This is a genomic window from Rhizobium sp. M10 (assembly GCF_002531955.1).
Taxonomy (GTDB): Bacteria; Pseudomonadota; Alphaproteobacteria; order Rhizobiales; family Rhizobiaceae; genus Rhizobium; species Rhizobium etli_C.
Window position 1 is genome coordinate 149,798 of record NZ_NWTA01000008.1, and the last position, 18,311, is coordinate 168,108.

The 18,311-nt window shown below is 62.5% G+C and carries 18 protein-coding genes; 6 read left to right on the forward strand and 12 right to left on the reverse strand.

Translation table 11 applies throughout. The features are described from left to right. Positions 1–116 precede the first annotated feature (116 nt). Together CO671_RS15435 and CO671_RS15440 are read left to right on the forward strand one after the other, a co-directional pair. Complete coding sequence (locus CO671_RS15435) at positions 117–491, forward strand: GFA family protein (RefSeq protein WP_097606642.1); 375 nt, start codon at positions 117–119, stop codon at positions 489–491. Further along, positions 488–1,384, forward strand: a complete 897-nt coding sequence (locus CO671_RS15440; protein WP_097606643.1) for an alpha/beta hydrolase — start codon at positions 488–490, stop codon at positions 1,382–1,384. Before CO671_RS15435 ends, CO671_RS15440 begins: the two co-directional genes overlap by 4 nt. On the opposite strand, the gene CO671_RS15445 is transcribed toward CO671_RS15440, so the two are convergent. Together CO671_RS15445 and CO671_RS15450 are read right to left on the reverse strand one after the other, a co-directional pair. After that, positions 1,385–2,137, reverse strand: a complete 753-nt coding sequence (locus CO671_RS15445; RefSeq protein ID WP_097606644.1) for a polysaccharide deacetylase family protein — start codon at positions 2,135–2,137, stop codon at positions 1,385–1,387. Next, positions 2,134–3,225: a glycosyltransferase family 4 protein gene (locus CO671_RS15450; RefSeq protein WP_097606645.1), complete on the reverse strand. Its 1,092-nt coding sequence runs from the start codon at positions 3,223–3,225 to the stop codon at positions 2,134–2,136. The genes CO671_RS15445 and CO671_RS15450 overlap by 4 nt, the downstream gene beginning before the upstream one ends. A 183-nt stretch (positions 3,226–3,408) precedes the next feature. On the opposite strand from CO671_RS15450, the gene CO671_RS15455 reads away from it, so the two are divergent. Together CO671_RS15455 and CO671_RS15460 are read left to right on the forward strand one after the other, a co-directional pair. Further along, complete coding sequence (locus CO671_RS15455) at positions 3,409–5,121, forward strand: adenylate/guanylate cyclase domain-containing protein (protein WP_097606646.1); 1,713 nt, start codon at positions 3,409–3,411, stop codon at positions 5,119–5,121. Then, complete coding sequence (locus tag CO671_RS15460; protein ID WP_097606647.1) at positions 5,121–5,999, forward strand: FkbM family methyltransferase; 879 nt, start codon at positions 5,121–5,123, stop codon at positions 5,997–5,999. The genes CO671_RS15455 and CO671_RS15460 overlap by 1 nt, the downstream gene beginning before the upstream one ends. A 101-nt stretch (positions 6,000–6,100) precedes the next feature. On the opposite strand, the gene gcvA is transcribed toward CO671_RS15460, so the two are convergent. Next, positions 6,101–7,018, reverse strand: coding sequence for a transcriptional regulator GcvA (gcvA, locus tag CO671_RS15465; RefSeq protein WP_097606748.1), 918 nt, complete (start codon positions 7,016–7,018; stop codon positions 6,101–6,103). 197 nt (positions 7,019–7,215) lie between these two features. On the opposite strand from gcvA, the gene CO671_RS15470 reads away from it, so the two are divergent. Beyond that, positions 7,216–8,097 (forward strand): DMT family transporter, encoded by an 882-nt coding sequence (locus CO671_RS15470; protein ID WP_097606749.1) that lies wholly within the window; start codon positions 7,216–7,218, stop codon positions 8,095–8,097. Positions 8,098–8,237: 140 nt separating this feature from the next. Here CO671_RS15470 and CO671_RS15475 read toward each other — a convergent pair whose 3' ends face one another. The 9 genes from CO671_RS15475 to CO671_RS15515 form a co-directional block, all read right to left on the reverse strand. Further along, a complete protein-coding gene (locus tag CO671_RS15475) occupies positions 8,238–8,564 on the reverse strand; it encodes a hypothetical protein (RefSeq protein WP_097606648.1) in 327 nt (108 codons plus the stop codon). A gap of 96 nt (positions 8,565–8,660) precedes the next feature. After that, positions 8,661–9,560 (reverse strand): RDD family protein, encoded by a 900-nt coding sequence (locus CO671_RS15480; protein WP_097606649.1) that lies wholly within the window; start codon positions 9,558–9,560, stop codon positions 8,661–8,663. Then, positions 9,557–10,633, reverse strand: coding sequence for a stage II sporulation protein M (locus CO671_RS15485; RefSeq protein ID WP_097606650.1), 1,077 nt, complete (start codon positions 10,631–10,633; stop codon positions 9,557–9,559). The genes CO671_RS15480 and CO671_RS15485 overlap by 4 nt, the downstream gene beginning before the upstream one ends. Continuing rightward, a complete protein-coding gene (locus CO671_RS15490; protein WP_097606651.1) occupies positions 10,630–11,949 on the reverse strand; it encodes a DUF58 domain-containing protein in 1,320 nt (439 codons plus the stop codon). Before CO671_RS15490 ends, CO671_RS15485 begins: the two co-directional genes overlap by 4 nt. Then, entirely contained in the window at positions 11,949–12,905 is a 957-nt protein-coding gene (locus CO671_RS15495; RefSeq protein WP_097606652.1) for a MoxR family ATPase, read from the reverse strand. Before CO671_RS15495 ends, CO671_RS15490 begins: the two co-directional genes overlap by 1 nt. After that, positions 12,892–14,163, reverse strand: coding sequence for a hypothetical protein (locus tag CO671_RS15500; RefSeq protein ID WP_097606653.1), 1,272 nt, complete (start codon positions 14,161–14,163; stop codon positions 12,892–12,894). Before CO671_RS15500 ends, CO671_RS15495 begins: the two co-directional genes overlap by 14 nt. Next, positions 14,156–14,896, reverse strand: a complete 741-nt coding sequence (locus CO671_RS15505) for a hypothetical protein (RefSeq protein WP_097606654.1) — start codon at positions 14,894–14,896, stop codon at positions 14,156–14,158. Before CO671_RS15505 ends, CO671_RS15500 begins: the two co-directional genes overlap by 8 nt. A gap of 3 nt (positions 14,897–14,899) precedes the next feature. Further along, positions 14,900–15,343 (reverse strand): DUF805 domain-containing protein, encoded by a 444-nt coding sequence (locus CO671_RS15510; RefSeq protein ID WP_097606750.1) that lies wholly within the window; start codon positions 15,341–15,343, stop codon positions 14,900–14,902. Positions 15,344–15,586: 243 nt separating this feature from the next. Then, the gene (locus CO671_RS15515) at positions 15,587–16,033 is read right to left on the reverse strand and encodes a DUF805 domain-containing protein (RefSeq protein ID WP_097606655.1); all 447 of its coding nucleotides are present in this window, start codon (positions 16,031–16,033) and stop codon (positions 15,587–15,589) included. A 292-nt stretch (positions 16,034–16,325) separates the two neighbouring features. On the opposite strand from CO671_RS15515, the gene CO671_RS15520 reads away from it, so the two are divergent. Further along, a complete protein-coding gene (locus CO671_RS15520) occupies positions 16,326–18,239 on the forward strand; it encodes an adenylate/guanylate cyclase domain-containing protein (RefSeq protein WP_097606656.1) in 1,914 nt (637 codons plus the stop codon). The last annotated feature ends 72 nt before the right edge of the window (positions 18,240–18,311 follow it).

Consider the following 18,311-nt stretch of genomic DNA (forward strand, 5'->3'; position numbering starts at 1 on the left):
CAAGGTGAAGACGCCTTGGTCCTTCGCAGCCCGCGCGCCTGCGCTTTCCTGACGGAACAGTAGCCGGGCCCGACCGTTTCCCCGGCAGCGCAAGATCGATGAAGCGGGGATCAGCCATGACCGTGTTATCAGGACAATGCCTTTGCGGGCAGGTGCAGCTTTCTGTTCGAGGCGAACCCTTGCGCGTCGGCATTTGTCATTGCACCGATTGCAGGAAGGAGAGCGGCTCGGCCTTCACCTTCTATGGAATCTGGCCCGCCGCCCAGTTCGAATATTCCGGAGAAACCGGCGAGTTCCAAGGCCGGCGTTTTTGCACCGGCTGCGGCTCGCGGCTGTTTTCCGCCGATGACGAAGAGGCGGAAATCAAGCTCGGCATCCTGTCCGAAGCCCCGACGCCGCTCGTGCCGCGTTACGAACTCTGGATCAAGCGCCGCGAACCGTGGCTGCGGCCGGTCGAGGGCGCCGAGCAGCACGAGGAAGATCGCAGGTGAACGGCCGCCCCGAAAACCCTCCCGTCGCCGCGCTCGTCCGGCATCACCGCATCACCGTTGCCGGCATCGAGACTTTCTATCGCGAGGCCGGTCCGCCGGACGCGCCTGTCCTGCTGCTGCCGCACGGCTATCCCTGCTCCTCCTATGAGTTTCGCAATCTGATGCCGCGCCTTGCCGATCGCTGGCGCCTGATCGCTCCGGATTTCCCGGGCGCAGGCTACAGCGGCACGCCTGATGATTTCGACTACAGTTTCGATGGCTACGCCGCCTGGCTGGAGTCCTTCGTCGGCGCGGTCGATGTCGGCCGCTTCGCCCTCTATCTGCATGATTTCGGCTCGCCGATCGGTGCGCGGCTGGCGATCAGAGCGCCGCGGCGCGTCGTGGCGCTCATCATCCAGAACGGCGACATTCCCTACGAGGATGCGCTCGGGCCGAAATATGCGGATATCGAGGCAACGTGGAGCCTGCCGCCCGCAGAGATGAGGAAGGCGCTGGCGGGAGCGATCAGCGAGAAGACGTTCAAGGAGGAATTCCTCAACGACCTGCCGCCGCCTCTTGCCGAGACTATCCCGCCGGACCTCTGGACGCTGCACTGGTCATTGATGACGCCACAGCGCAAGCAAATCGCCATCGATCTGATCGCCGGCCTCAGGGAAAACCGCGCCTGGTTTCCCGAGCACCGCAAATATCTCAGGGACTTCCAGCCGCCGACCCTGATCGTCTGGGGGCCGAACGACCATTACATGCCGGAAAAGTCGGCACGCGCCTATCTCCGCGATCTGCCGGACGCCGAACTGCATCTGCTCGGCGGCGGGCACTGGTTGCTCGAGACCCACCTCGACGAGGTCGCCGCCCTTATGCGGGACTTTCTCGGACGGGTTCACGCCGCCTGATTACGCTCGCAGAAGTGCAGGCGCCGGCGACCAGCGGACGGCGGGGTGTCGGCCCGTCTGCTCGAATAGGGCCGACAGGAAATCCCAGGCGGCGGCGTCATGCACGAGATGATGGGTGAGAACACCGATCGGCTCGTCGCTGCCGGCAAACCGGTCGCCGAGCTCGGCCACCAGTTCGGCAACCAGTTCCTCTTCGCTGCGGCCGCCACGTGTGCCATGCCAGTCGATAATGTCGACATGGGTGTTGAGAAGCGGCATCGGCCCGTTCCGCTTTGCCCGCCCGTAGACCGAAAGCGCTGCAAAGCCGAGATCGGGCAAAGCAGGGATGAGGGCGGCGTCGATCCGGTTCCACGGTGGCACCAGGATCGGCACAAAGCGGGCGGGATGCAGCCGCTGCAGCAGCCGAAACCCGTCGCGCAATTCAGCGAGAACGATGTCCGCCGACCGCTCGCTGCCGAGTTCCTGCTTCTTGCGCTCACGCCCGGCATGATTGGTGTGAGACCAGCCATGCACCGCAACGGCGACGGACGCCTCCTCCGCCAGCCGCGCGGCCAATGCTTCGCCGGTCAGAGCGGGAATGACGGCGAGCGTCAACGGAATGTCGTACCGGCCGGTCAGCGCCAGCAGCGTCTCCAGATCAGGCGTCGGCTCGACGGCATCGTCATCGCGCAGCCAGAACCGCGCCGCGCGGCCGGCGGCCTGCCAACGGTCAAGCTCGCGGCGCAGCGGCTCCCAGCTCTTGCCTTCGCTCATTCTCCTGCTCCTGTTCCGACGCTGTCACGCAAAATCCCGTCCAAGGCGCGCGCAGCCGTCGCAAGCGAACGCCGATCGAGCACGAAGCGCCGTGCCGCCTGCCCCATCACCTCACGCTTTTCACCGTCGTCGAGCAGGGCGGCCACCGCCGCGGCATAAGCGGCAACGTCTCCATCCGGCGTCAAAAGACCGGTGACGCCAGCCTCGACGACGGCGGGCACGCCTGCCGTTGCCTGCGCGACCACAGGCAGGCCGGCCGCCTGCGCCTCCAGATAGGCAAGCCCGTAAGCCTCACCGCAACCGGGCCAGACATAGAGCCCGCCGCGCCCCAGCAATCCGGCAATCTCGGCAGCACCCAGGGCGCCCAACCATTCGACGCGCGAGGAAAAATCGGCAAACAGCGCCTGTACCTCATGCCGCATCGGCCCATCGCCGATGATGGAAAGGCTCCATGGCCTGTCTTCGATCAGCCGCAATGCCTTTGCAAGCATCGCATAACTCTCCATCTTGTCGCCCGCCCGCATCATCGCCACCGTCACCAGCCGGCGCGGATCCGGCGTGGCCGACAGCGCTTCGAAGAGCGCCGGATCGATGAAGGGTTTCAGGCCGGCGAGCCGCGCCGCCGGAAAGGCGGCCGAAAGTCCGGCCCGGTCGCGCTCGGTGAAGCAGATATTGACCGCCGCCTGCAGGACCGCCTCGCCCACACGCTTCTGCTGCGCCGCCCAGCCGGTCCCGTCGCGCTTTGCCGCATAGGAGGCCTCGGCGGTGACATAGGGAATGGCGAATTCGGCTGAGATCGCAGGCCCAAAGGGATCGGGCGATTTGTAATAGGGGTGGTAGCAGAACCAGAGCTCGGGGCGCGGCGCGGATTGCCATTTCAGCCGCAGCCGCTCATCTTCGGCGCGGATGGCGGGCTCGAGCGCGGCTGCCGCCTCCGGGGTTGCGGCATAGCTGCGGAATTCGGAGACGACCTCAACCGCGTGCCCGGCAAGCTCCAGCGCCCGGATCAGCAGCCGCGCCATCAGCCGATCGCCCGACGGCACCGGATGGTTCGGCGATTTCATCGGCGCGTAGAAAGCCACCCGCATGCGGCATCCCTCATAAGACAGACTGTTTCCAAATCGGCACTCGCGGCCGGGCGAAAAATTCCGCTATTGTCCCATTCCCTAAAACTTGCGCATAAGCATATGGAATGTGATCGCGCTCGAAGCAATTCCGCCTTTTTCGCAATCTCTAAGAGCCTGCGGTTCCATCGACAAGAACGGGAATGAATGACGACGGCCTCAGCCACAGGGATTTTTTCGGAGCGCGCGATCAGACGGGCGAGGCTTGGTTCGGGCCTCGTCATTTTCATTTTCGTCCTGCTGCATTTGTCGAACCATGCGCTCGGGCTGGTTTCGCTCGCCGCCGCCGACAAGGCCCGCCACCTTTTCCTCGCCATCTGGCGCAATCCCGCCGGCACGGCAGTGTTTTACGCCTCGGTGCTGATCCATATGGGGCTGGTGCTGCGCGCCATCTACATGCGCCGCAGCCTGGTCATGCCGAAAGGGGAAACGGCGCAGATCGTGCTCGGCCTGCTGATCCCGCTGCTTCTCATGGATCATGTCATCGGCACGCGCATCGCCCATGAACTCTATGGCTATATCGACGACTACGAGACGGTCGTCGAGCAGCTCTGGATCAAGAACCCGGCGAATGGCGCCCGCCAGGTGCTGGGCGTCATCGCCGTCTGGTTCCATGGCTGCATCGGCCTCCATTTCTGGCTGCGCTACCGACCGTGGTATGCGGGCGCCGCGCCGCTGCTGCTGGCGCTGGCGATCCTCGTGCCGGTGCTCTCGATCCTCGGTTTCGTCCAGATGGGCCGCACCCTTGCCGATCCCTCCTATCAGCTGACGACCAATCCCTACGAGGTCAACCTCAACGCCCACTATCTCCACGACCCCGAGGTTCGCGCCCGGATCGCCACGGTCCGCGCCGGGCTCTACGGCGCTTTCTCGGCCTCGCTGCTCCTCGTCGTCGTCGCCCGCGCCCGGCGCCGGCTGAAGGAGCGCCTCGACCAGGTGGCGGTGCATTATCCCGGCGGCGAGGTGATCCGCGTGCCGCGCGGCTTCACGGTGCTGGAAGCAAGCCGGCTCGGCGGCCTGCCGCATTACTCCGTCTGCGGCGGCAAGGGCCAATGCTCCACCTGCCGCGTGCAGATCCTCGGCGACTATGAAAGTCTGCCCGCGCCCGACAAGATGGAACAGACGACGCTCAAGCGCATCAATGCCGGCCCCGACGTTCGGCTCGCCTGCCAGCTGCGCCCGGACCGCGACGTGGCGGTCGCGCCGCTTCTGGTGCCGGCGGTCGAAACCGCCCTTCCCGCCAACAGCCAGGAGACCAGCCCGGGGCGCGAACGTGAGATCGCCGTGCTCTTCGTCGATATCCGCCATTTCACCACGCTGACGGAAACGCGCCTGCCCTTCGACGTCGTCTTCCTGCTGAACCGCTATTTCGCCATCATCGGCAAGGCGGTGGAGCAGGCGGGCGGGAGGCTCGACAAGTTCATCGGCGACGGCGCCATGGCGCTCTTCGGCCTCGGCACCGCGCCGGAGGAAGCCTGCCGCCAGGCGCTTAACGCCGCTGCGGCGATCGTCGGCGAGATCGAGAAACTCGCCGCCGAACTCGCCGAGGAGCTGGCGCTGCCGCTGCGCATCGCGATCGGCATCCACACCGGCCCGGCCGTCGTCGGTACGATGGGCTACGGCCGGGTGCGCAGCATGACGGCGATCGGCGATACCGTGAACGTCGCAAGCCGGCTGGAAAGTGCCGCCAAGGAGTTCGAAGCGGCAATCGTCATCTCCGAGCCGGTGGCGAAGCTCGCCGGCGCCGACCTTTCCGGCATCGAAAGCCGTGAAATCAGCGTGCGCGGCCGGGCGCTACCCTTGAAAGTCTATGTCATTCCGAGAGAGAAAGCGGCAGAACCGCTCGAAGGAAAAGACTGATGCCCGGCAAGCCCTGGCTCACCGCCAAATATTGGAGCCGCCGCCTGCGCAAGGCGCGCAATGCCGCCGCCTCGCGCTTTTTCGACACCCGCTTCGGCCGCCGGCTGCTGATCGAAAATATCGGCCCGCGCGTCGTCTCGATGACGGTCGATGCCGGCGATCATCTGATGACCTTTTCGCCGGCCGACTATATCGGCCGCAAGGTCTTCCGGAAGGGTCATTTCGAGCGCGACGCCGTCGACCGGCTGATCGTCATCCTGCGCGAGCGCGGCCTGCTTCGAAAGGAGGCGACGCTGCTCGAGATCGGCGGCAATATCGGCACCCAGACCGTCTATTTCGCCCTGAGCAGCACTTACATCAGGATCGTCAGCATCGAGCCCGACCCGCGCAATTTCCCGCTCCTTGCCCTCAACATCCGCCAGAACCGGCTGGAAGAGAAAGTGCGGCTGGTCAATTGCGCCGCCGGCGAGCGCCAAGGCGAGATCGACTTTTTCCTCAATCGCAACAATCACGGCAAGAGCAGCGCCATCCGCCAAAGTGCGACCGACACGAAGATCAGCGTGCCGGTGAAGCCGGTATCCGAAATCCTTGCCGACCTGGCGATCGACCCGGCCGCCATCGGCCTCGTCTGGATGGATATCGAGGGTTACGAGCCGGTCGCCTGCCGCTCGATGCAGCCGCTGCTTGCCCGCCGCGTGCCGCTCCACATGGAGTTCACGCCGCTGTTCTATGGACCTGAGGGCACGAGAGCCTTCATCTCAATGCTTGCCGGTTATTATGAGGATTGCCTCGTCCTCTTCGAGGACCGCGAGGAGGAGATGAAGGTGCGGGATCTGCCGGGGGACATCGATCAGTACAATGTCCTGTTCCTGCCGTAGAGGCGGGCCTTTTATTAACCGAACCAGGACGCGCCCACCCCACCCGTTCGCAGCGAGCGTGGCATTGTGCACAGCGCCGGCAGCTTCATGGCAACACCTGGTCAATCCAAAAAATTGGCGGCGGTGAACTCCCGCACCTCGTCGGCGATCCAGTTCCGCAAGGCCCGCACCTTCGGGTGATCCTGATTGCCCATGCGGTAGACAAGATCATAGCCCCATTCCACGTCCATTTTGGCTCGGGGAAAGAGCGCCACAAGTCGGCCGGCGCTCAGATCCTCGGCGACCAGCACGCTGCGGCCGAGCGCCACCCCCTCGCCTCGGATCGCCGCCTCGATCGACATGCTTCCGTGACTGAAACCCGCCCCGCGCATCTTCGGGCATGGCACATCCATTGTCGCAAACCACCGCTCCCAGGTCGTCGTCATGCCGATCTCGTGGATGAGTTGGCAGGTGGTGAGATCCCGTGGCGCTGAAAGCCCGCCCATGCGCTCCCGATATGCCGGCGAACAGACCGGTGAAACCGTCTCGTTCATAATCCGCTCGGCCGTCGCTGCCGGATATTGGCCGGCCCCATAGCGCAGCGCGACATCGATCTTGCCTGTCGTGAAATCCACGGGCGCGTCCGTGACTTCGAGCTGGACGTCGAAATCCGGGTAGCGCGCCATCAGCCTGTGCAGACGGGCCGTGAGCCATTTGGTTGCGAAGGAAACGCCCGAGCTGACGACAAGGCGGGCATCGGTTTCGTTCCGGCGACGAATGCCGTCCGCCTCTCGCGCAAGCTCGGACAGCAGCCGGGTGACGGTGCTGAAGAAGGAACCGCCGGCGTCGGTGAGCTCGATCTTCCGGGTCAACCGGCGAAAGAGCTGGACCCCAAGATGATCCTCCAGCGCTTTTACCTGGCGGCTAACCGCTCCGTGGGTCAAATGCAGTTCTTCCGCCGCCAGCGTCATGCTCAGCCGTCGCGCCGTTGCCTCGAAGGCGCGAAGGGTCTGCAGCGGCGGGAGTTGAGGGTCTGCCATGATACTCATGTGTGAGCCATGCTCACGCATCCTGTGACAACAAATGGTTTGTCGGCTGCTATATCATGGATGAAGATGTGACGCAGCTGCACTTATCGGCCAACCCATTCGACGAAGTTCCCATGACGCACCATGTGACCGATCCCGCCGTCCTGACCGCTCCCGCGTCTTCACATGCCATGAAGAGCGTCGGCGCCATGCTTCTGCTCGCCGTCATGTGGGGACTGTCGATTCCGATCACCAAGCTCGGCCTTGCAACAGTCCCGCCATTGATGTTCACGGCGGTGCGTTTCCTCGTGGCTGTCCCCCTCTTGCTGCTCCTGTCGCGGGGTCAGCTTCGGGTGCCGTTGAAAGCCGTTCCGAGCGTCATCGCCCTTGGTGTCATGGGTATCACGCTCGGCAACGTCGCGCAGTCATTCGGCGTGCAAGGCACCTCGGCGTCGGTCGGAACCATCATTTCCGCAACCATCCCGATCTTCATCGTCATCTTCGCTGCGATCCGCCTGGGGCAGTCCGTGGCCGGTCGGCATTGGGTCGGCCTGCTGGCGGCCTTCGGCGGCATTGCGCTCGTCGCCGTGGGAAGCGGCTCAGGGGTGGACGACCTCTCCAAAACCACGATGACCGGTGTGGTCTGGATGCTGATTTCGGCGGTCGCCATTGCCTTCTATTACATCTGGAGCGCGGAACTCGCGGACAAATACGGCACCCTGCCCGTCGCCGCATGGAATGCATGTGCCGGGCTTGTCGCAATCCTGCCTCTGGCCGGCTGGGAGATGGCGCACCTGCCTTTCCAGATCACCGCGCAGGTGCTCTGGACGGCGGCCTATCTCGGCGTGCTGGTGACGGTCGCCGGCCTGTTGCTCTGGCTTCACATTCTGCGGGCGGTGCCGGCGCGGGTCGCCGCAAGCGTCCAATATCTGCAGCCGGTCTTCGGGATCGCCGCCGCATCGTTTCTTTTCGGCGATCATCTTGGCCCGACATTTGCCGCGGGCGTGATCCTGATCCTGGCCGGACTGGCGATGGCGGTTTCCAACAAGCGCCGGTCCCCGAAGCTGTCGGAACACATGAATAAGGCGTGACCGCCAAGCTTCCCCACCGCTCTGTGGTTCCCGGAGCGGATTGGCCCGTCCCTCAGGGGACGGGCCTTTTTCATTCCCGAGCCAGGCGCAAGTGCCGGCGAAATCACATCAAACGATGTTTCCTGCTGAGAGGCACATCATCATTGCCACCACTTGGCTCTTTCAAGGGTGACTTTGCGCGTCACGTTGCGGTTGTCGGGAACGCGGATCTCAATGGTTTGGCTTTTGTTTCCATTTATTACCTCTTGGCAAACGGCAAGCATCGCCGGAATCAATGGCTCGCGAAGATCCGACATTCCAAGAGTGGTTGCAGCCCTCAATGCTGATGCTGGCGTCATGTTGAAACCGCAAGCTCCTTTCGTGATAGTACGAAAGGAGCTTGCTATTCCGGCTGTGCGATCGTCAGCCTGAGCATGACCCGCCGTAGCAAGAACAAGCGCGATAGCGCCGAAATTACGCAACTTCATTATACTACCCCTAAATTACAATTTCTGAGCGCAATACAACTTCGCGCATTTCCGTGTTCGATCGGCAGAAGCGCTATGACAGCCGCGCGGCATGCCTCAAACAAGTTTCTTCGCCTCTGTCCTGGAATGGTCGTGATATTTGTTCTCCCGCAGCGTTCCGAAAAGCTTCAAGCTCTCCAGATGCTCGCGCTGAGCGCGATAGAAGTCGTTGAGGAAAACCAGTTCCTGGCCGGTCTTGACGGGATCCGGATAGCGGATCCTTCTGGTGATGGTGCGTACGATTTTGGCGATCTCTTCATTGCCCGGGTTCTTCGTCGAGTCGCGGAGCACGTCCTCCAGTGTCTGCAGCTCATATTTGCCGTAGACGTCGAGATGTTCGGGCTGGAAATCGAAGGCCGGCTGCGACGATGCCGTAGCGGGCGCGGACACAGCGAGATCGGCGAGCAGCACCGAGCGCGGATTGTCGACCACCAGGGTACCGGCGATGATGTCGCCAAGTCGTTGCCGGCGCCGGTTGGCGAGCGGAACGATGACGACGGCCAGGAGCCAGAAGCCGGTCAGACCGTTCATCCAGGCGGACTGAGAGTCGAGCGTCGACAAAAGGCCGATGGGAGCGAATATCTCCACCTCCTTCATCAGGTTGCGCGCGGTCACCTGGTGCGGCGTCAGCCGCCGTCCATTGGCGTTGATGACGCGAATGCCGGTTATTCTTTTTCCGAGCGTGCGGCCGTTCCAGATGAGCTCCGAGAGAATGTAATAGGGGGTTCGCAGCAAAAAGCCGAGCAAGGCGCCGAGCATCAGATCGGCGCTCGCGGGCAGGAGCCCGGTGAAGATGACGACGGCGGTACAAATGAAGATGACGAGGGCGGTCAAAAGGATGTCGAGGAATTGCGCGCCGAAACGAGTTCCGAGCGAGGCGATCGCGAAATTGATCGGCACGCCCTCGGGCGGAAGGAACTGCTCGGTGCGCTTGCCGTCCGTCACTGACTGGCTCATCGCCGGGCTCCCGGCAAGACTTTGCTTTCGCGGCCGCCAAGCAGCAGCCAGCTCGCCCAGAAGACACCCATCCCCCAGCCGATGGTAAGACGCCATACCGGATCCTGGATCAGCTGGCGCAGAAACCCTTCGATGAAGGCGGCCGCGACAAGCATCAGTGCCGCAAGGATGGCGAGCTTGACGGCGTCATGGGCCTGGTGGCGCAAGGCCTCCCTGCGCGTGCGCGCGCCCGGCAGCAGAACGGCCAGGCCGAGCCTTGCACCGCCGGCACAGGCAATGGCGATGGCCGCAAGTTCCGTGACGCCGTGAATCGACAGCCAGGCGAACACGTCGTAGCCCAACCCCTTGCCGGAAAACATCGCAAAAAACGCACCCAGGATCAGGCCATTGTAGAAGGTCAGGATAAAGCTCGGCACCGATACGAAAACACCGAGGGCAAAGGTCAGGACGATGATGCTCGTATTGTGGGAAAAGAGAAATGCGGAAAATGCGGCGAGCTTGTCGCTCTCATGCCCTTCATTGCCATAGATCGTCGAGCGGAGATAATCGGCCGATGCGCCGGGGGTGCGCTGATCGGCCATTTCGGGCGGCACGAACGTATAGAACCAGCTCGGGTCGTGGGTGAAGAGCTTATATCCGGCGGCAGCCCCCAGAATGAGCGCCAGGAAGCCGATGAACAGGGGCAGCGCCGATCGGCGCACCGCCTGCGGAATGCCGTGGACCAGCAGGCGGCTGATCAGGCCGCCGAGGCTTTCCTGCGGCGCGTAGACGACGAGATAGGCCCGGGCGCAGAGGCTTTCGAGATAGGCGATCAGCGCGCGATCCAGGGAAATGTCGCGCGCCACGCTCAGCGAATTCATCGCCTGCCTGTAGCCGCCGGCGAGGTTGCGCACCTCATCATAGCCGAGCGTCGCCGCGCCGCCCTTCTCCGCCCGCGTCACGAGTTCGTCCAGCTGCCGCCAATGCGCCTCGCGCTCCATGCGAAAGCGTGCCGAGCGCAGCATATCGGTCTGGATGGCGCCGTTTGCCGGCGCGCCCGTCTCTGTCCTGCCGTCGATACCGATATCGCTCATATCATCTCACGGGATTTGATTTCGATGTAGCGGGCAATAAGATCCGAGGTCAGCGCCTCGGGTGTGCTGTCGAGGCAGAGCACGCCGAGACGCGCCAGTTTCTCCATGACGGTGCGCCTCTCGTTGAGGATCTGGCGCGCCGCCACGGAGCGGGCCACAGCGTCCAAGCTCATCTCCTCGGGTTCCGTCAGCTTTGCCAGCACCGGATCGCGCAAGGCGACGTAGACGATGAAGTGATGCCGGGCGAGCACCTGAATGTTCTCGATCATCAGCTCCGCCGTGACGCTGTCGACGAAATCGGAGAATATCACGATCAGCGAACGTCGCTTCAAGCGTGCCGACAGATGCATCAGTCCGAGCGTATGATTGCTTTCCTGGGTTTCGTAACGCAAATCGGCGCAAACCGTCTGCAGCCGCGGAAAGGCGGCTCTTCCGGGCAAGGCCGGCACGAACAGGCGCGGGCGGCTGTCGAAGCTGTAAAAGCCCACGAGATCGCCGGCAAGTCCTGCGGCCCAGCACATGGCCAGAGCGGCGTTGATGGCGCGATCGAGCTTGGCGAAGCCGCCGAGCTGCTCGGCCATCAGCCGTCCGGAATCGACGCACAATATGATCTGGTGGTTTCGTTCGGCCCTCATCTCGCGCACGACGAGATTGCGCATCCGCGCCGACCGCTTCCAGTCGATGCTGCGCGGGTCCATGCCGCTGGCAAATTCGCGCAGCTGATGGAATTCCGATCCTTCGCCGCGCAGCCGCAAATCCTTCTGGCCGGCTTCCAGCGGCAGGATCTGGGTTCTGATCGCTCCCGACAGCACCGGCGATACATCGGGCAGGACGGCGATCTCTTTTCCCACGGGCATGCGCGCGATAATGTCGAGCAGCCTCAGCCGCGATGGCCATTTCAGCCACAGCTCATGGACCGCGTATCGTCCCCGTCGCGTCAGGCGAAGATCGAAAGCGGCCCGGAAAACTTTCTCGCCGGCGGGCGACGCGGGGCTCGCCGATCTGCCTTCGCCGATGACAAGCTCGGGAGCGCAATCGAGCCGGATTCCGATATTATCCGGCACCACCCCCTTCTGCGGTCGAACCCCCACCGTAAACTCGGCGGTGTGGCCGACAAAGCCTTGCGGCGGCAGCTCGAATTCCACCGTCATTCGGCCTGAGAAGGCCGACATCGCCAGATCGCCTGCCGTCAATGCCGCAAGCGCGACCCACAGCAAGAGCAGCGGGTAACCCATATCGCGCCACCATACGCTGACGAAGACCGTCACCGCAGCCAGGATCAGAACGAGCGCGATCAGATATCGGGATGGCCGCATTAACGAGGCGCATCCACGCGGTTCTTGATATTGGCCAGCACCTCGTCCGGGATGCGGCCGTCAATTTCCGCCGAAGGCGAGAGGATGATGCGATGGCGAAGCGCAGGCACCAGCAACGCCTGAACATCATCCGGCAAGCCGTAATCCCGGCCTTCGAAGGCGGCGCGCACTCTGACCGCTGCGGCAAGAGCGTCGGCCGCGCGCGTGGATGCGCCATAGAGAATATCGGGATCGGAGCGCGTAGCGCGCACCAGATCGACAACATAGGTCAGGATCGTCTTGTCGAGATGGATCGCATCGATCAATGCGCGGCCCGCGGCGAGCGCCGCACTCGTCACCAGCGGGCGGATGCCGGCATTACGCACATCCGCTTTCAGGGCCTGATCCGCATGCCTGGACAGAATGGCAATTTCCGTATCGCGGTCGGGAAAATCGACGACAAGCTTGAACAGAAAGCGATCGAGCTGCGCTTCGGGCAGAGGATAGGTGCCCTGCTGTTCGATCGGGTTCTGCGTGGCGAGCACGAAGAAATCCGACCCCAGGGAATAATCGGTCCCGTCGATCGTGACCATCCGCTCGTTCATCGCCTGGAGAAGCGCGGACTGCGTTTTCGGCGGCGCGCGATTGATCTCGTCGGCCAACAGAATGTCGGTAAAGACCGGACCCTTGGTCAGGTGGAACTGATTGGTCTGGAAGTTGAAGAGATTGACGCCGAGCACATCGCCCGGCATCAGGTCGGGCGTGAACTGGATGCGGCGATAATCCAGCGCCATGGCAGCGGAGACCGACCGGGCCAGCAGGGTTTTGGCCGTGCCGGGCGGGCCTTCGACCAGGCAGTGCCCGCCGGCAAAGATCGAAATCAGAACGAGATCGATGATGGCGTCCTGCCCCTGTACCACCTTGCCGATTTCGCCACGAACCGTAGCGATGAGATCGCGAAATTCACTGAGATCCAAACTCAAAACTCCCTAGCAATTTTCTGAATGTCTCGAGATTGCGGTGCAGGTCCGACCGCGTCATCAAATGCCCGCGTTCGATCAGCGCCTCGGCCGTGGCGTGCAATGCCTGCGCCTTCGCCTTGTCGTGCCGCGCCAGGCGTTGAAACAGCCGCGCGATGCCTGCCTGATTTCCGGCGCCGGAACCGAAAAGCAGCTGCGCCTTGTCGGCAAGCAGATGCAGCACGAACTGGCCCGTCATCCGGCCGTCATTGCCCGACAGGCGCAGGAGCCGCGCCGTGGCTTCGATCGCGGCGGTCTTCGACAGTTCGATATTTGCCGAAGCCTCGCGCAAAGGCGGCCCGAAGCGATAGGCGCCGCGCCAGAAAGAGATCGCCGCGACAACGAGCACGGTTCCCCAGATGACCGACAAGGGATAGACGAAAAACCGCTTCAGATCGGCGGTGGAGCGCTCATAGGACTGCCCTTCGTCAACCGTCGCCTCGTCATCCAGGGGCCGCCCGGCCGTATCCAGGTAGACCGGCCGCGTCTCACCGGCGCCGCGGAGAGACTGGACCAATGAGACGGCAAAGGCGGCGTTATCGGCCAAAGCCAGCCCGTGATTGTTCAACAGGTCGGGATCCGAGAGCAGATAGACCTCAGGGGTATCGTCGCACCGCAACAGCAGCGCCCCCAGCGGCATGCCGGCAATCTCCTCGCAGCCTTCCGGGAGGCTCGACCGCTCGAAGGTTTGCGGCTGGTAGAGAGCGATCTTGATCGGCTGGCCCGGCTGCAGGTGCGGCTGTGCCTCTTCAAAACCCGTCTCGCTGCGGGCGAAACCGAAATCCGAGTAGCCGATCTTGTCGAGTTCGTTGCTGATATCGCTGAAATCAACCAGCCCCGATTTGCCGGCGACACCCTCCGTCGATACGCTGTTGCGCCACTTCGGCAATGCGATCAGCGTCGGCAGCGCGTATCGGCCTGCCTCCTCAGCCGGGTTTTCCGGGCTCAGGTCATCCGTTTCATCGCCCGGCTGGGATGCGACCTCGCCTTGGCGTATCGACAGAGGAACAATGCGCAGCGAGACTTCGGAACGTGCCTGGACGACATGCGGGTCGGATCGGAGGACGGGGATCCCCTTGGCCTGCAGCCACAATTCCAATCCCTTGTTGCCGAGGGGCGAGCGGTCGTAATCGCTGCCCCGCGACAAGGCGAAGATTGCCAGCGCCGCCAGCACCAGCAACAGGCCCAGCGCCAGCATCGGGGCCGAGCTACGCATGGGCTAATCTGCCGGTCGACAGCAGGTCGCGGGCCGTCGCGAGAAGGACGCCGAAATGCCTTTCCGCAACGGCACGCCCACCGTAATGAGCAAGTTCCACCGCGGTCAGCAGATTTGCCAGCCGCTCGCGGTCGGGCATCGAGTTCGGCAGACGGGCAAACACGGCGCGCTCCGTATCGGAGCGGAAAAGCCGCGTTCCCGTAATATCGGCGGCGTGCAGCAGGCAATGCCTCAAGAGCAGGATGAGCGCCTGCTGTCGATCCGCCATGGCCGCGATGCGTTGCAAGACGTCGTTCGGCTCCTCCTCAGCCGCGCCGGCGCCGGTGCGCCAGCTCGCCGGCGCCTCCCCCTGCCGCTGCTTGATGTCACGTGGAGCTGACGACAACAGCACGCCGCCATTGCCGAAGCGCATCCATAGGCCGATCGCCACCGCCAGGCCGACAAGCACCATGCCGACCGCCAGAGGCCCGTCGATGACCGGCTCGCGAATGGCAAAGGACGGCTTGCGTTGTGATGACCGCTTGTCCTGTGTCGTGCCCGAGGCTGCATTGGCCTTCTCCGACGCATCGCCGTAGACAAGCTTGCAGTGCACGCCGTTCAGCAGGCACTGCGAGGCGTATTCAGTGCCGACCGCGCTGATCGGACGATCGCTGTCCTGCGCCCGCGCAGGCGGAAATGAAGCCGAGGCGGCCAGGAACAGAGCCGCCAGCAGACCGGCGTTGCGGATGGCCATGCTCTAGGCAAAAACCTCTGCACGCGCTTCGGGACGCAGCGGATCCGGCCCGAACTTGTTCGGACCTTCGGTGCCCGGAAGGACGGAAATAACAAAGATCGCAAGGCCAGTGACCACACCGACATAGGGAATAATGCCCACGATGACGAGCGCGAGATACCACCAACCGGAAATATTGCGATCATGGAAACGGCGAACGGTCAGAGATATCAGCGGCAAAAAAATTGCGAGGATGGCCAACCCGCAGATGACCACAGCGTAGCTAACTGGTGACGCGGCTCCGCTCCCACTGGTAACGAAGGAGAGCACACCGGCCAGAAACCCAAGTACGAACAGTGTCAGAAAATAAAACAACATGAACCACCAATATTCCGAGCGGGATGCCCTGCCGGAAAAGGTTGCGTACTTCTGCTTCAGAACAGTCCGAACAGCTTCAGTAAACCCCATTTGAAATGCCCCCATTTCTGTTTGCAGGCGCGGCAGCCAACGATTTCATCAGCATACTGCGTGCGATAGTAACTTCAGATAAAAACAGCTACAATTCAAACGCAGAAATTGCAATAAGCCGGTTGTTTCGAGCCGGCGCTGGCGCAGTTCTGCGCCAATGCCGGCCCGGCTTTTTAAGAGACGAGCCTGCAGCGCAGGCCCCATTCATCACTTGGAGCGGGCCGACGCTGTACAGGTCACGCTCTAGGCGAAGACCTCGACTCTTACTTCGGGACGCAGCGGATCCGGCCCGAACTTGTTCGAGCCTTCGGTGCCCCTCAGCACGCTGATCACGAGGATCGTGATACCCGCAATGATCCCGATATATGGCGTCATGCACAGGATAAACAGCGCGAGATACCACCAACCGGAAATGTTGCGATCATGGAAGCGACGAACCTGGACGGCTACCGCTGGCAAAAAACCTGCAAGAACAAGTAACCCACCGATGATGGTGACAGCGATCATCAGTGACGTGGATCCACCTCCCAAAATGAACGCGGCAAAGATCCCATTCATTGCAATCACAAAAATGAGCAGAGCCAGAAAATAGAAGAGATAGGACCACCAATATTCCGAGCGGGAAGCCCGACCGGAGAAAGTCGCGTACTTCTTCTTAAAAACTGTTCGAATAGCTTCACCAAACCCCATTTGAAATGCCCCAATTTCCACCTGATGCAAGCATCGCAAGCTCTGACGCCGTCTTGACTCAAATAGTCATTCCGGTGGAAACGCTTACAATTCGAACGTAATGCGTGCAAGAAGTCTGCATGCTTCAGGCAGCGCTTTGCTTACATCAACGCCCACGTGTTGACATCGACGCCTTGTGCAAGCCCGAAAAAAGCAGTTAGCTGGCATCGTTGGGGACGCTCATTTCGCACGGGTGGACGAGCATCGGGACGATAGGTGCGCTGAGACGTATCCGCATTTTGAGGGGAATCTCGTGCGCTGGTCCAAACCGCTCAGAGTGCATCTCGGCGTCCTGGTCGTCGCGTCGCTGCTTTGCACGTCGATGCCCATCATCTGGATGGCATTCTGGCAGGGAAGCGCGGCTGCGGTGAACGCCGGCGCGCAGCAGATGCGCGAGATGAGCTTGCGGCTGATCGAGGGATACAAAAGTGCGCTTCAGGGCGGCACCGAGGCGGTGGCGCTGGCATCGACCCTGCCGCAGCTCATTTCCCCGCCGTCTCAGGATATCAAGGCAAAACAGGAAGTCTTTCTCGAGGTTCTGCGAAACGTCCCCGAGGCGACGAGCGTTTACACCGGCTATCCCGATGGCTCCTATCTGCAGGTCATCAACACGGCCAGAAAGGATGTGCGTCAGGCGCTGGCGGCGCCCGATGGCACGGCTTTCGCGATCCGAACGATCGCGGAGAGACAAGGCGCGAATGTCATATCGACGCTTCGCTTTCTCGACAGCCGGGCAAGTCCGATCGGCGAGCGGGATATCGACTACGCATCCTTCGATCCGCGGCAACGTCCCTGGTACCAATCCGTCGTCCAGGACGGTGTGCCGGTTTCCGTCGGGCCTTATGTGACCGGAACGCTCAATATACCGACGCTGACGATCGCGGCGCCGATGAAGGATGACGGCCGGGTGGTCGTCGGCATCAACATTCACCTGCAGACGATCGGCCGCCTGCTGAATGCGCAGGGGATTTCTCCGCATGCGCGAGCCTACATCATCGATGGCGGCGGCAACCTCGTCGCCCATTCCGACGCCCAGATCATGAGCAGGGTCATCGGATTATGGGCGAGAACATCAGGCGCCTTCGCCGCGACGGCAAACAGTTTCGACACGAGCCTGGAAGCCGTGGCCAGGCTCAGGCGAGATCCCGCCTTCGCAAGCGGCGGCTTGGCGCGGCTCGATATCGACGACGAAAGCCACCTGGCGCAAATCGCCCCTGTCAGTGTCTCAGGCCTGTTTAAGGACAGCACGGCCGTGATCGTCGTGCCGCTCGCAGACCTCGTGGAGGAAGCCCATCGGCTGCTCGTGCGCAATCTGCTGATTGCCGGCGCTCTGTTGATCGCCGGAGTCGGCGCATCGGTGCTGCTTTCCCGCATGGTCAGCCGCTCTCTCTATCGGCTCGCCGACGAGGCGCGGCGGATCGGCGATCTCGATCTCGGCGAGACGCCCGTCTCGCATTCCTGGATAACGGAGATCAACACACTGGCCGGCGCGCTCTCGGCAAGCCGGCATGCCATCAGCCAGTTTGCCCTCTACGTTCCGCGTGAAGTGGTTCGGCGCATCATCAGCCCCGAGGGGCGAGCGGTCGTCAAAGCCAAACGGCAGGATGTGACCGTGCTGTTCACCGATATCAGGGACTTCACGACCATATCTGAGCTCAATTCTCCGGAAAACGTCGTCGATACGCTATCGGCCTATTTCGAGCTGCTGAACATCATCGCCGAGCGCCACGGCGGGACGGTCGTGCAATATCTCGGCGATTCCATTTTCGTCATGTGGAACGCCCCCGTTGCGGATGCCAGACATGCCGAAAACGGCTGCCGCTGCGCGCTCGCGATGAAGGCGGCAACCGACGGCCTTAACGAGGAGAACAGAGTGAACGGCCGTCCTGTCCTCATCACGCGATTTGGCCTGCACACAGGCCCGGCCGTCGTCGGCAGTTTCGGGGCGATTACGCGCCAGCAATACACCGCCATGGGCGATACGATCAATGTCGCCTCGCGCCTGGAGGGATTGAACAAGGAATTCGGTACGTCGATCCTGGCCAGCGCCGCCATCCATAACGCCGTCGGCGATCGTTTCGTGTTTCGGTCGCTCGGCCTGGCGCAGGTGAAGGGCCGGGCGGAGAAGGTGGATATATGGGAATTGGTTGGGGAGAGCGACGGCTAAATATCTGATCGCGAAAACTTGCGATATTCGTTTTCGCAAAATGCCCCATCACCTCTCGTGAAGCCCTTCTCA